Origin of the sequence: Cerasibacillus terrae (assembly GCF_008039555.1) — a bacterium.
Classification (GTDB): Bacteria; Bacillota; Bacilli; order Bacillales; family Amphibacillaceae; genus Cerasibacillus; species Cerasibacillus terrae.
The window spans coordinates 94,802-107,782 of record NZ_VDUW01000004.1 but is presented as its reverse complement, the minus strand read 5'-3'; the positions used below and the strand labels follow the sequence as shown (position 1 = coordinate 107,782).

General features: G+C 34.3%; 14 protein-coding genes. All 14 read left to right on the top strand.

Annotated elements, in window-relative coordinates:
* The first annotated feature begins 8 nt into the window (after positions 1 to 8).
* Positions 9 to 878, top strand: coding sequence for a flagellar hook-associated protein FlgL (flgL, locus tag FHP05_RS07650; protein ID WP_147666747.1), 870 nt, complete (start codon positions 9 to 11; stop codon positions 876 to 878).
* A 45-nt stretch (positions 879 to 923) separates the two neighbouring features.
* Entirely contained in the window at positions 924 to 1,499 is a 576-nt protein-coding gene (locus FHP05_RS07645) for a DUF6470 family protein (RefSeq protein WP_230973957.1), read from the top strand.
* Positions 1,500 to 1,528: 29 nt separating this feature from the next.
* The gene (gene fliW, locus FHP05_RS07640; RefSeq protein WP_147666745.1) at positions 1,529 to 1,969 is read left to right on the top strand and encodes a flagellar assembly protein FliW; all 441 of its coding nucleotides are present in this window, start codon (positions 1,529 to 1,531) and stop codon (positions 1,967 to 1,969) included.
* A gap of 2 nt (positions 1,970 to 1,971) precedes the next feature.
* Positions 1,972 to 2,199, top strand: coding sequence for a carbon storage regulator CsrA (gene csrA, locus FHP05_RS07635; protein ID WP_147666743.1), 228 nt, complete (start codon positions 1,972 to 1,974; stop codon positions 2,197 to 2,199).
* A 68-nt stretch (positions 2,200 to 2,267) separates the two neighbouring features.
* Positions 2,268 to 2,615, top strand: coding sequence for a flagellar protein FlaG (flaG, locus tag FHP05_RS07630; RefSeq protein WP_230973956.1), 348 nt, complete (start codon positions 2,268 to 2,270; stop codon positions 2,613 to 2,615).
* Between the two features lie 14 nt (positions 2,616 to 2,629).
* A complete protein-coding gene (locus tag FHP05_RS07625; protein ID WP_147666741.1) occupies positions 2,630 to 4,117 on the top strand; it encodes a flagellar hook-associated protein 2 in 1,488 nt (495 codons plus the stop codon).
* Between the two features lie 28 nt (positions 4,118 to 4,145).
* Positions 4,146 to 4,544: a flagellar export chaperone FliS gene (fliS, locus tag FHP05_RS07620; protein ID WP_147666739.1), complete on the top strand. Its 399-nt coding sequence runs from the start codon at positions 4,146 to 4,148 to the stop codon at positions 4,542 to 4,544.
* Positions 4,544 to 4,897, top strand: coding sequence for a flagellar protein FliT (locus FHP05_RS07615; protein WP_147666737.1), 354 nt, complete (start codon positions 4,544 to 4,546; stop codon positions 4,895 to 4,897). The genes fliS and FHP05_RS07615 overlap by 1 nt, the downstream gene beginning before the upstream one ends.
* Positions 4,898 to 5,229: 332 nt before the next feature.
* Positions 5,230 to 5,784, top strand: a complete 555-nt coding sequence (gene hpf, locus FHP05_RS07610) for a ribosome hibernation-promoting factor, HPF/YfiA family (RefSeq protein ID WP_147666735.1) — start codon at positions 5,230 to 5,232, stop codon at positions 5,782 to 5,784.
* A 1,000-nt stretch (positions 5,785 to 6,784) separates the two neighbouring features.
* On the top strand, positions 6,785 to 9,301 hold the full coding sequence (gene secA / locus FHP05_RS07605) for a preprotein translocase subunit SecA (protein ID WP_147666733.1): 2,517 nt from the start codon (positions 6,785 to 6,787) through the stop codon (positions 9,299 to 9,301).
* A gap of 100 nt (positions 9,302 to 9,401) precedes the next feature.
* A protein-coding gene (prfB, locus tag FHP05_RS07600; RefSeq protein WP_147666731.1) for a peptide chain release factor 2 occupies positions 9,402 to 10,503 on the top strand; the annotation gives its coding sequence in 2 pieces (ribosomal slippage) (positions 9,402 to 9,473 and positions 9,475 to 10,503; 1,101 coding nt in all).
* A gap of 210 nt (positions 10,504 to 10,713) precedes the next feature.
* Complete coding sequence (gene cccB / locus FHP05_RS07595; protein ID WP_147666729.1) at positions 10,714 to 11,064, top strand: cytochrome c551; 351 nt, start codon at positions 10,714 to 10,716, stop codon at positions 11,062 to 11,064.
* A gap of 291 nt (positions 11,065 to 11,355) precedes the next feature.
* Complete coding sequence (gene ftsE / locus FHP05_RS07590; RefSeq protein WP_147666727.1) at positions 11,356 to 12,042, top strand: cell division ATP-binding protein FtsE; 687 nt, start codon at positions 11,356 to 11,358, stop codon at positions 12,040 to 12,042.
* Positions 12,032 to 12,925 (top strand): permease-like cell division protein FtsX, encoded by an 894-nt coding sequence (gene ftsX, locus FHP05_RS07585; protein ID WP_147666725.1) that lies wholly within the window; start codon positions 12,032 to 12,034, stop codon positions 12,923 to 12,925. Before ftsE ends, ftsX begins: the two co-directional genes overlap by 11 nt.
* Positions 12,926 to 12,981: the final 56 nt, after the last annotated feature.

Sequence of the window (12,981 nt, the reverse complement as noted above, 5' to 3'; positions counted from 1 at the left end):
GATAGAAAATGCGTGTAACTCAAAATATGCTATCCAATCAAATGCTCCGTAATTTATCAAATAACTACGATAAACTCAATAAATATATGGAACAGCTACATACCGGTAAAAAAATAACACGCCCATCGGAAGACCCTGTCGTTGCAATGAAAGGAATGGGCTATCGTTCAGAAGTAAGTAAAATTGAACAATACAAAAATAATGTAGGAGAAGCCCAAAACTGGATGGATAACTCAGATGAAGCATTAGATAAAATGTCGAAAGCTCTAGAACGATTATATGATTTATCTGTTCAAGGTAGTACAGATTCCTATAGTGAAAAAGAGCGTATCAATATGGCGAAAGAAGCGGAACAGTTGAAAGAGCATTTGAAAGACATCGCAAATACAAAAGTTGGTGGAAAGTATATTTTTAATGGAATTCAAACAGACCAATCACCAATTGAGAAGGAAAACCGGAATAATGATTCTGTTTTTATAGAAGTAGCATCTGGAACAAAATTGCAAGTAAATGTTTTACCAGAAGATATTTTAGGCGAAGATAACTCTGGATTATTTGCCACAGTAGAAGATTTTATTCATGCATTAAATGATAATGAACGGGATAATATTGAAAAAAGTATTGGTGAACTTCAAGCGCAAATGGACAATGTTGTTAATGCCCGAGCAGATTTGGGTGCCCGAATGAATCGACTAGATTTGATTGAAGATAGATTAGGACATCAAGAAATTGTTGCGAAAAAAATGATGTCAAATAATGAAGATATCGATTATGAAGTAGTAATTACGCAACTGATTACGCAAGAAAGTATTTTACGTGCATCTTTATCTGCTGGTTCAAGAACCATTCAACCAACCCTATTAGACTTTTTAAGATAATGTTTAGAAGCCCTGTCCTTGAAATTTAATGGGAGGGCTTTTGTTATGAATGGCGGTGAGTCAATGAAATTACCACAAATACAGATTAGAACGCAAATGGCTAAAATTGGGATAAAGCAAATACCAGGTGTGCAAGAAATAAAACAGCCTAAAGCAAATCTCACAATAAAGCAACCAAAGGCAGATTTACAAATGGAAGCAACTCCAAGTAAATTAACAATTGATCAAACAAAGGCATGGGAAGATATGGATTTAATGAATATTTTACGTCGAACAGAAAAACATGCGGAAGCTGGGTATGAAGGTTGGCTTGAAGGAATGGGGAGGCGAGCAGAACAAGGACAGGAATTAATGAAAATTGAGCACCAAGGAAATCCAATAGCAAATCAAGCGATAATAAACAGTGGAGAAGTAAAAAAACAGCTTGGTATTACATTTATTCCTTCTCCATCTTCTCTAAACATTCACTATGAACCAGGTGAAGTACATGTATCAAGTCAAGCAAATAAACCAATCATTCATGCAGAAATAAGTAGCCCAGAACATCACTATAAGCCAGGCCGTGTCGATATATCCATGGAACAATATGAAAATATCGAATTTGGTGTTACCTATGTATAACAATATATTCCCTGAAAGGTAGATAAAAAATGAAATTACATACAAGATATTTAGGTGAAGTTACGATCGACCCCGATAAAGTTCTCCATTTTCCTAATGGATTACCAGGTTTTCCGAAAGAAACAAAATTTGTATTGTTAGATTTACCCGGAAATCCTGTCTTTCAAACTTTACAATCTGTAAAAACAAGTGAAATAGCCTTTATTGTAACAAACCCATATCATTTTTATGCGGAATATACGTTTCATTTAGATAAGCAAATCATAGAGCAATTACGAATCCAAACAGAAGCAGATGTTATGGTTCTTTCAATTGTTACGATAAAAGACCCGTTTGATCAGAGCACACTTAATTTAAAAGCACCAATCATTATGAATGCAACAATAAAGATTGGAAAACAATATATTCTTAATGAGAACCATTTCCCGGTCAAGGCATCTATTAAATCAACTAAAGAGAAAGGGGAGTAATCATGCTAGTTTTATCCCGAAAAAAGAATGAGTCCATCCAAATCGGAGAAGATATCGAAATAAAAATACTTGCGATAGAAGGCGAGCAAATAAAACTTGGTATAAAAGCTCCCTCTGGTGTTGATATTTACCGGAAAGAAATTTATGTTGAAATCCAAAAACAAAATAATGAAGCAGCTAAACTTTCTTTAGATGTTTTACGTCTACTTAGTGGGACTAAAGAAGAATGAAATAAAACCTAAACTATTCTTTAAATTATACCGATATAAAGGAAAACGACGGTATAGGAGATGCGTAGTTGATGCAAATTGATCATGTGATTCATCAGTTAAATAATCAAATTTCTAATAACCCTCACTTTAACCAACAATCTTTCATAAAGCAAGAAGAACATGATTATCAACCTAGAATAGCTACTGTGAAACCAGAAGACGTAGAAAGAACAGTAAATAATCTAAATCGTTTCATGGAGCCATTACGCACAAACTTAAAATTCACGCTCCATGATGAGCTGAATGAATACTATGTAGAAGTAATTAACCCGATGACAGATGAAGTAATACGTGAAATCCCACCGAAGAAATTTTTAGATATGTATGCTGCGATGGCAGACTTTATGGGACTGTTAATTGATAAGAAAATTTAGAAGGAGTGATTGTCATGCGCATTGGTGGACTTGCATCAGGGATGAATGTCGATGAAATCATTGAAAAATTAATGACGGCGGAACGAATGCCACTTGACCGGATGGAACAAGACAAAACTACATTAACATGGAAACGAAATGCATTTCGTGATATCAATCTCAAGCTAAAAGAATTAGATGATATGATTTTAGATATGAAACTAAGTAAAACATATAATCCAAAAAACGTAACATCTTCCCAAGTAGGAGCTGTTACTGCATCTGCTTCTTCTAGTGCTTCGAATGGAACATTTAAGATTGAAGTAGAGAAATTAGCTACAGCAGCGATGAATATTGGAGAACCACTAGATGGCGATTTTAAGCCAAATGCGGAATTAGATGCATATTTAGGAACACATGAGTTCTATACATATGATGAAGAAGGAGAAAAAGAAACACATACGTTTGAAATAAAACAAGGTGACACATTAAATGATGTGATGAAACGGATAACAGAAAAAGACAATAATGTGCGTATGTTTTATGATGAACAACACAACCGAGTTATTTTAGAAACGACACGAACTGGTGATTATAATCAAGCTGAGTCAGGAGAAAAAGCCCCTGAAATTGTCTTTGATTCAAAGAATAATGCTTTTTTTGCTGATTTTTTAAAATTAGATCCTTCAAACGAAACTGGTGGAACAAATGCTGAATTTACATATAACGATCAATTAAAACTAGAATCAAAAGACAATAACTATACATTAAACGGAATTACATTTAACTTTACGAACGAAACAGAACAGAATTCACCGGCGATTATAACGGTGGATAATGATGTGGATGCCTCTTTTGAAAAAATAAAAGAATTTGTTGATAAATATAATGAAGTGGTTGATCAATTAAATGGTACACAGCGGGAAGAAAGATATCGTGATTATAAGCCATTAACAGAAGCACAAAAAGAAGAAATGTCAGAAAAACAAATTGAAATGTGGGAGGAAAAAGCAAAAAGTGGTATTTTGCGAGGAGAATCGATTATCTCGGATAGCTTATCTTCCATGCGCCAAAGTTGGTACACTGGAGTAAAAACAGATGGAGAATACACTCACTTATCACAAGTCGGTATTACAACAACAAAAAGCTATCTAGATGGTGGAAAACTAGAAATTGATGAGGACAAATTAAAAGAAGCATTACGTGAGGATCCACAGAGTGTGGAAAAGCTATTTTCTAATAATGTGGATGGACCAGACCGAGGGCTAATCAATCGATTAGAAGATTCTATCCAAGGAACTATGAAAAACATAGAGGAACGAGCAGGAAAAAGCTATAGCACATTAGAAGGCTATACTCTCGGGAAAAATATGAAGGATTTAAATAATCGTATTTCCGCATTTGAGAAAAAACTAGTCCACGTAGAAGATCGTTATTGGAGACAGTTCACAGCAATGGAAAAGGCTGTTCAACGAATGAATCAACAATCGATGCAATTATTGTCACAATTTGGTGGCCAATAGATTTAAGACAATTTTAGGAGGATGTAGGATGATTCCGAATAAAGCCTACCAAGCATATCAGAACAATGCCGTTCAAACAGCTTCAGGTGGTGAACTAACACTCATGCTTTATAACGGGTGTGTGAAGTTCATCAAACGTGCGATGAAAGATATGGAAGAAAATAATTATGAGAACAAAAATACAAATATACAAAAAGCTCAACGTATTATTCAAGAACTGATGGTAACACTTGATCCGAATGTAGAACTATCAAAACAAATCATGCCCCTTTACGATTATATGTACAGACGATTAACAGAAGCAAATACGTCTAATGAGATAGCATATTTAGAAGAAGTTCATGAATTTGTAGTAGAGTTTCGTGATACTTGGAAACAAGTATTACAAAAGGCGAAGCATCATGAACCGAAAAGGTCAAATGGATAATGGAAACACTAAAAAAAATCTATCAAATAACAATAGAAATAAATAAATTATTAGAAGGCCAAGATACAACAATAGAACGTCAGCAAATGATTGAGCAAATTTCAAGCCTTATAGAAAAAAGGGGCGAATATTTACAATTCATTCAACCCCCTTATACAGAATCAGAAAAAACAATTGGTAGAGAAATTGTCCAACTAAACAAAAAAATGGAAGCAAAAATGAATGCCTTGTTCACTGAATTAAAACAGGAAATGCAACAAATGAAGCAGCAAAGGAAATCAACACAATCCTACATCAATCCATATCGCGATGTACAGACAATGGATGGTATGTTTATGGATAAGAAAAAGTAAGCCATATAAAAAGTTGCTTTTATCGCGTATTAACTGGCTATAAGAGATCCACATAAAGAATTGGAGCTCAAGAATTATAAGTGGAGGGTCAACAGCCAGTAAAAGGCCCGATTCGTTCAACTAACAATCAGTGGGAGATGAAGAAAACTCCCACTGATTGAAGTTTCATTTTATTGGAATAATAGTTGAAAAGTTCTGCATAAAAAAAGAATATAAAAATACTAACAAATGTGCCAGCTTTATGAAAAAAGTGGTTTAAGCAAGATTTTTAAGGGGAAACATAGTATACTAGAAACATAGAGTCATAATAGAATTTAAAGGGGGACACTTTCATGAATTATATTATTCGTGGTGAAAACATTGAGGTAACAGGGGCTATTCGTGAATATGTGGAAAAGAAAATTAATAAATTGGAAAGATATTTTGATACTCCACCAACCTCAGATGTTCATGTGAACTTAAGTGTCTATAATGATGCACAAACAATTGAAGTTACTATTCCAATGACAAACTTACTTTTACGCGCTGAAGAAGAACATGCGGATTTATATGCTGCAATTGATTTAGTTGTAGATAAACTAGAGAGACAAATTCGCAAACATAAAACAAAAGTTAATCGCAAGTTTCGCCAAGAGGGATCTCCACGTTATATTTTTGCGGAGCTTGAAAAAGAAAGAAGAGAAAAAGAAGAAGAAGAATCTGACGAAATTGAAATTGTTCGTACAAAACGCTTTAACTTAAAACCGATGGACTCCGAAGAAGCTATTTTACAAATGGATATGTTGGGTCATAGCTTCTTTGTATTTACTAATGCGGATTCTGGAGATACAAATGTTGTTTATCGCCGTAAAGACGGTCGCTACGGCCTAATTGAGCCACATATGTAAGATTATTATTAAGACGGGACACTATATAAAATGGTGCCCCGTCTTTTTTCTATGAATTTCTATCGTGACTGCGAAAGCCCCCACTGATTGAAGTTTCACTTTACCGCAGATTAACTGGCTGTAAAACCTCCACATCAAGAATTTAGGATATTCAAGAATAATAGGTGGAGGCTCAACAGCCAGTAAAGGCCCGATTCGTTCAACTAACAATCAGTGGGAGATGAAGAAAACTCCCACTGATTGAAGTTTCACTTTATCGCAGATTAACTGGCTGTAAGACCTCCACTTCAAGAATTCGGGATATTCAAGAATAATAGGTGGAGGCTCAACAGCCAGTAAAGGCCCGATTCGTTCAACTAACAATCAGTGGGATAAGAAAGCCCCCACTGATTGAAGTTTCACTTTATGTACGTATGTACATATTTTTTCAATTGTATGTCGAAAATTGATGAACACTTTTCTATTTTTGAAATTTAAAAGCTAAAATTGACATAACTCACTTGAAACTATGCCGAAAACATGTCGAACAGCATAGAAAAAGCGTTTTTTCATGTCGAATAAATTGCGTTTTTTGAAAAATGACAATTGGGACTTTTTGCTCATTTATGTTATAAATAAAATACAACATCAAAGGGGAGGAAGATAAATAAAAAAACAAAAACAGAATGCTTTTATTAATATGAATAGAAAATAATACATTAGATTAGTAGCGGTGGTGGAGATTAAATAATAACAATCAGCTATATAATTCCACGTTTCACCAACCTCCAATAATCCTCGGTTATACCTCGCTGTTTCTACATAAAAAGAGTAGTTTACCCTAGACTACTCTTTTTTGATTTCAAATGTATTACGTTTAATGGAAGTTGTCATAGTTCCTTTAAAAATGTTATGATTAAATATGGATTCTTATATTTAATCAGTATATATAATCATATACATTTGTTTACGATTTTTATAGAATAGAATAGTCTATTTATTGAATAGAGGAGCGTTTAGGATGGTCAAATTTTTAAAGAAAATATTTGGTGACGGTAACCAAAGGAAGCTAAAAAAGTTAGAAAAAATTGTACAAGAAATCGAAGCGATAGAACCAGAATATGAACAACTATCAGATGAACAATTGAAGGAAAAAACAAACGCATTTAAACGCCGCTACACAGATGGAGAAAGCTTGGATGAATTACTTGTAGAGGCATTTGCTGTTGTACGTGAAGGTTCTAAGCGTGTACTTAACATGCGTCCTTTTCCAGTTCAATTAATAGGTGCTATCGCAATGCATGAAGGTAATATTGCGGAGATGAAAACAGGGGAAGGAAAAACATTAGCTGCGACCATGCCAGCTTACTTAAATGCGTTATCCGGTAAAGGTGTTCATATTATTACGGTGAACGATTATTTAGCAGACCGTGATGCTGTTGAAATGGGTCAATTATTTGAGTTCCTTGGTTTAACTGTTGGATTAAATGGAAATGGCCTTTCTAAAGAGGAAAAAAGGGAAGCATATCAAGCAGATATAACCTATGGTACAAATAATGAATTTGGATTCGACTATTTACGTGACAATATGGTACTTTATAAAGAACAAATGGTACAACGTCCATTGAACTTTGCGATTATTGATGAGGTAGACTCCATTTTAATTGATGAGGCAAGAACACCATTGATTATTTCAGGAACTGCTGAAAAGTCAACCTCTTTATATATACAAGCGAATGCTTTTGTGAATACATTAATACGTGAAACAGATTACACATATGATGAAAAAACAAGAGGAGTACAACTAACAGAAGAGGGAATTAATAAAGCAGAGCGGTATTTTTCAATTGAAAACCTATTCGATTTAAATCATGTTTCCTTAACCCATCATATTAATCAAGCATTAAAAGCACATGTTGCGATGCAAAGAGACACAGATTATGTTGTAAATGATGGAAGTGTTGTTATTGTGGATCAGTTCACTGGTCGTCAAATGGAAGGACGTCGTTATAGTGATGGATTGCATCAAGCAATTGAAGCAAAAGAAGGTTTGGAAATACAAAATGAAAGTATGACACTTGCTTCGATTACCTTCCAAAACTTCTTTAGAATGTATAACAAATTAGCAGGAATGACAGGTACGGCGAAAACAGAGGAAGAGGAATTTCGTAATATTTATAATATGGACGTTATTGCTATTCCTACTAACAAACCAGTCATTCGTGATGATAAACCAGATATGATTTATAAAACGATGGAAGGTAAGTTCCGTGCTGTTGTTGAGGATATTAAAGAAAGAAATAGAAATGGTCAGCCTGTCTTAGTGGGAACAGTAGCTGTTGAGACTTCTGAACTTATTTCTGACCTTTTAAAAAAGGCGAAAATTAAACATAATGTATTAAACGCTAAAAATCACTTTCGTGAAGCAGAAATAATTGAACATGCTGGACAAAAAGGTGCTGTAACAATTGCTACAAACATGGCTGGTCGTGGAACAGATATTAAGCTTGACGAAGATGTTTTAACACTTGGTGGACTAGCTGTTATCGGTACAGAAAGGCATGAATCACGTCGGATTGATAACCAGCTTCGTGGACGTTCTGGCCGTCAAGGTGATGAAGGTATGTCACAGTTCTATTTATCAATGGAAGATGAGCTGATGCGCCGCTTTGGCTCTGATAATTTAAAAAATATGATGGATCGTTTAGGGATGGATGACTCCCAGCCAATTGAAAGTAAAATGGTCTCTCGTGCGGTAGAGTCAGCACAAAAGAGAGTCGAAGGAAATAACTTTGATGCAAGGAAAACCATTCTTGCTTATGATGATGTTTTGCGTGAACAAAGAGAAATTATTTATAAACAACGTTTCGAGGTCATTGATGCTGAAAATGATGAAATAAGGAAAATCATCGAACAAATGATTCAATCGTCTATCAGGCGCGTTGTTGATATGCATACACAAGATGATGATGAAAGCAATTGGGATTTAAAAACTATTATTGAATATGCCCATGGGAATTTATTATCAGCAGAAGATATTTCAATAGATGAGATAAGAGGAAAAGATACAGAAGAAATTATCGACTTGATCATGCAGAAAACAAGTAAAAAATATGATGAAAAAGAAGAAGAATTAACCTCAGAACAAATGCGAGAATTCGAAAAGGTTATTTTATTGCGAACTGTCGATACGAAATGGATGGATCATATTGACCAAATGGATCAGCTGCGTCAAGGAATTCATTTGCGGGCATATGGACAAAATGACCCGTTACGCGAATATCAATTAGAAGGGTTCTCGATGTTTGAGGAAATGATTGCCAATATTGAAGATGAGGTTGCAAAATACATTATGAAAGCTCAAATACGCGATAATTTAGAACGAAAAGCTGTTGCTAAAAATACACAGGCAGTTTCTGGTGGCCAAAATGAAAAAGAAAAGAAGCGCCGCCCAGTCGTACGAAAAAATCGTGTAGGTAGGAATGATCCATGTCCATGTGGAAGTGGTAAAAAATATAAAAACTGTCACGGACAATAAAAGATAAAGATTCTCTCGTCAAGTGGTGCTTACTGTGCCATTTGATGCTTGTTTTTTTTAAAGGAAAAAGAAATTTTTTAATTACTGAGGTGGGTTTGAAATGGAATTTGGAGAAATAAAAAGCGAATTAGAACAAATGAAAACGCGTATTGCGCAATTTAGGGGGTCTCTTTGACTTAGATGAAAAAAAAGAACGAATAAAAGAGTTGGAGTTGGAAATGCTAGAGGCCGATTTCTGGGATAACCAAAAAGAAGCACAGTCTGTTATTAATGAAATGAACGGATTGAAGCATTTACTAGAAGGATTTGAACATATTACAACAATCCTTGAAGATTTAGAAATATCCTTTGAATTGATTAAAGAAGAAAATGATGAAGAATTATTGGATGAATTAATCCACGATTTGGACCCATTTCGTAAAAAGATAAATGACTTTGAATTAGAACTATTATTAAGTGAACCATATGATGCAAATAATGCTATATTAGAATTACATCCTGGTGCAGGTGGAACTGAATCCCAGGATTTTGCAAGTATTTTACTAAGAATGTATCAGCGTTGGGCAGATGATATGCAGTATAAAGTAGATATCCTAAACTACTTACCTGGTGAAGAAGCAGGTGTAAAAAGTGTCACATTACTTGTCAAAGGCCATAATGCGTATGGTTATTTAAAAGCAGAAAAAGGGGTACATCGCCTTGTAAGAATCTCACCGTTTGATTCTTCAGGACGCCGTCATACTTCTTTTGTTTCATGTGATGTTACCCCAGAATTAACTGGTGATGTCGATATTGAAGTGAAATCTGAAGAAATTAAAATTGACACATACCGAGCTAGTGGAGCAGGCGGTCAGCATGTAAACACAACCGACTCAGCTGTAAGAATTACACACACACCAACAAACACAATTGTAACTTGTCAAAATGAACGTTCTCAAATAAAGAACCGTGAGTCAGCAATGAAAATGTTGAAATCAAAATTATATCAATTAGAAATTGAAAAACAACAGGAAGAATTAGCTGAAATTAGGGGAGAGCAAAAAGAAATTGGCTGGGGAAGCCAAATCCGTTCTTATGTTTTTCACCCTTATACGATGGTAAAAGACCATCGGACAAACGTTGAAGTAGGAAACGGACAAAGTGTTATCGATGGAGAAATAAGCCCATTTATTGATGCTTATTTAAGACAGCAAATGCACTAAAAAAGTAATGGAAATAATAGGTTATTTGAGGTAAACTTGGAAATTCATTATTTCGACACATTTTATTTCAAGTGTTGTTATGTCAACGTTTATCGATAAAGGTAGAGTGGAATTATTAAAAAAATCTTAGTAAATTAGTTTTAATTTTTTTGATATAGGTTATAATATTATATGAATGATTTAGTAAAAAATGTTAGGGGGATTTTTAACATGAAGAAATGGTTAATGGCAGTAGTCTTTGGTTCTGCACTTGTCTTAGGAGCATGTGGCGGTGGCGGCGACGACGCGTCTGATGATGGAGCAGCTACTGATGATGCTGGTGAGACAACAGAAGAAACAGCTTCTGCTGGTGAAGATATCTATAAAAGTAACTGTGCTGCTTGCCACGGTCAAGATTTATCTGGTGCATCAGGTCCGGCATTAGATAAAGCAGGTGCAACTTATGGTGCAGATGAAATTGTGGATATCATCCAAGAAGGTACTGGTTCAATGCCAGCACAAAAACAAGTATCTGAAGAAGATGCAAAAACACTTGCTGATTGGTTAGCAGAGAAAAAATAAAAATACGTAAGAAAAAAGCTTGATCCAATATTGGATTAAGCTTTTTTTATTGCCAAAAATCATAAAAGGAAGTAACTGCATGAATGGATAAAAATACCACTAATTTTACATAACTTGAAAAAATGTGACAAAGCAATACAAAGTGAAATATATTTGTAATGAAATTTAACCTGAAAATTTGTAGAAAAATGTTATACTATATAAGGATTAAATAATAAATGTAATTAAAACGTGGTCAACACACAATTAAAAATAGATAAAAAATACATAAAATATAAAAGGTGAATGTTAATGATAGTAATGAAAGATGTCCACAAAAAATATCCAAATGGTGTAACGGCACTAAATGGAATAACTGTAAATATAGATAAAGGTGAATTTGTTTATGTTGTTGGACCGAGTGGTGCTGGTAAGTCCACTTTTATAAAATTAATATATCGCGAAGAAAAACCAACAACAGGAATAGTAAAGATTAATAATATAAATACTAGTGAATTAAAAGAAAAGAACGTGCCGTATTTACGCCGAAAAATTGGGGTTGTTTTCCAAGACTTCAAATTATTACCAAAACTAAGCGTCTATGAAAATATTGCATTTGCTTTAGAAGTAATAGAGGAATCCCCACGCAATATTCGTAAGCGTGTTATGGAAGTACTAGATTTGGTAGATTTAAAGAATAAAGCACGTTTTCTACCCAGTGAATTATCTGGTGGAGAACAACAACGGGTATCAATTGCCCGGGCAATTGTTAATAAACCTGAAATTGTAATTGCTGATGAACCAACCGGAAACTTAGACCCTGAAACATCGTGGGAAATTATGCGTGTATTTGAAGAAATAAGTGAGCGAGGTACAACAATGATTATGGCAACACATAGTAAAGAAATCGTAAATAAAATGAAAAAACGCGTTATTGCAATTGAAGACGGTATTATTGTGAGAGATGAATCCCGAGGTGATTATGGCTATGAAAATTAGTACACTTAAACGTCATTTTCGGGAAGGAATAAAGAATATCTTTAGAAACGGTTGGATGACAGTGGCCTCGATTGGTTCTGTTACTGTGACTCTATTACTTGTTGCAGCATTTCTAACGATTATTTTAAATCTAAATCATATGGCACAAAATGTAGAAGATGATGTCATTGTTAAAGTACTCATCGATGTAACTGCAGATGATAATGAAGTAAAAGAACTTGGAGAATCTATTAAACAATTAGATAAAGTTGATTCTGTTGTATTTTCATCAAAAGATGATGAATTAGAAAACTTGGTTGACAGTATGGGAGAAGAAGGGCAATCATGGGAATTATTTGAACAGGACAATCCATTAAACCATGCTTATATAATAAAAGCAAAAGAACCAGCAGATACGGTTGAAATTGCAGAAAATATCCGTACATATGATCATATTCATAAGGTGACATACGGAAAAGAGGTTGTAAATCAATTATTTGAGTTTAATGAAAATGCGAGAATTGTTGGTATCGTTTTAATTATTGGACTTGTGTTCACTGCTATATTCCTTATTTCCAATACAATTAAATTAACCATTATGGCACGGAGCACAGAAATTGGAATTATGAAATTGGTTGGAGCAACAAATGGTTTTATACGCTGGCCATTCTTTATTGAGGGAATGCTGTTAGGTATAATTGGATCTATTCTTCCAATTGCTTTCTTACTAATAGGCTATTATTATCTTGTCGAAAAAATTGTTATTAATGTACAAATTCCGTTCTTTGAATTATTACCTTTCTATCCATTTGCATGGCAAATTTCACTAGTTATTTTTGCAATTGGTGCTTTAATTGGAATTTGGGGCAGTGTTATGAGTGTACGTAAATTCCTTAGAGTATAAAAAAACGATTCAATGGATTATGTACTAGATTGATAGCTGGAATAGAAATAGTTTGT

Coding starts and splice junctions, on each gene's coding strand:
- cccB (WP_147666729.1), top strand. CDS start 10,714: ATGAAGAAATGGTTAATGGCAGTAGTCTTTGGTTCTGCACTTGTCTTA.
- csrA (WP_147666743.1), top strand. CDS start 1,972: ATGCTAGTTTTATCCCGAAAAAAGAATGAGTCCATCCAAATCGGAGAA.
- FHP05_RS07615 (WP_147666737.1), top strand. CDS start 4,544: ATGGAAACACTAAAAAAAATCTATCAAATAACAATAGAAATAAATAAA.
- hpf (WP_147666735.1), top strand. CDS start 5,230: ATGAATTATATTATTCGTGGTGAAAACATTGAGGTAACAGGGGCTATT.
- FHP05_RS07645 (WP_230973957.1), top strand. CDS start 924: ATGAATGGCGGTGAGTCAATGAAATTACCACAAATACAGATTAGAACG.
- ftsE (WP_147666727.1), top strand. CDS start 11,356: ATGATAGTAATGAAAGATGTCCACAAAAAATATCCAAATGGTGTAACG.
- flgL (WP_147666747.1), top strand. CDS start 9: ATGCGTGTAACTCAAAATATGCTATCCAATCAAATGCTCCGTAATTTA.
- fliS (WP_147666739.1), top strand. CDS start 4,146: ATGATTCCGAATAAAGCCTACCAAGCATATCAGAACAATGCCGTTCAA.
- secA (WP_147666733.1), top strand. CDS start 6,785: ATGGTCAAATTTTTAAAGAAAATATTTGGTGACGGTAACCAAAGGAAG.
- FHP05_RS07625 (WP_147666741.1), top strand. CDS start 2,630: ATGCGCATTGGTGGACTTGCATCAGGGATGAATGTCGATGAAATCATT.
- fliW (WP_147666745.1), top strand. CDS start 1,529: ATGAAATTACATACAAGATATTTAGGTGAAGTTACGATCGACCCCGAT.
- ftsX (WP_147666725.1), top strand. CDS start 12,032: ATGAAAATTAGTACACTTAAACGTCATTTTCGGGAAGGAATAAAGAAT.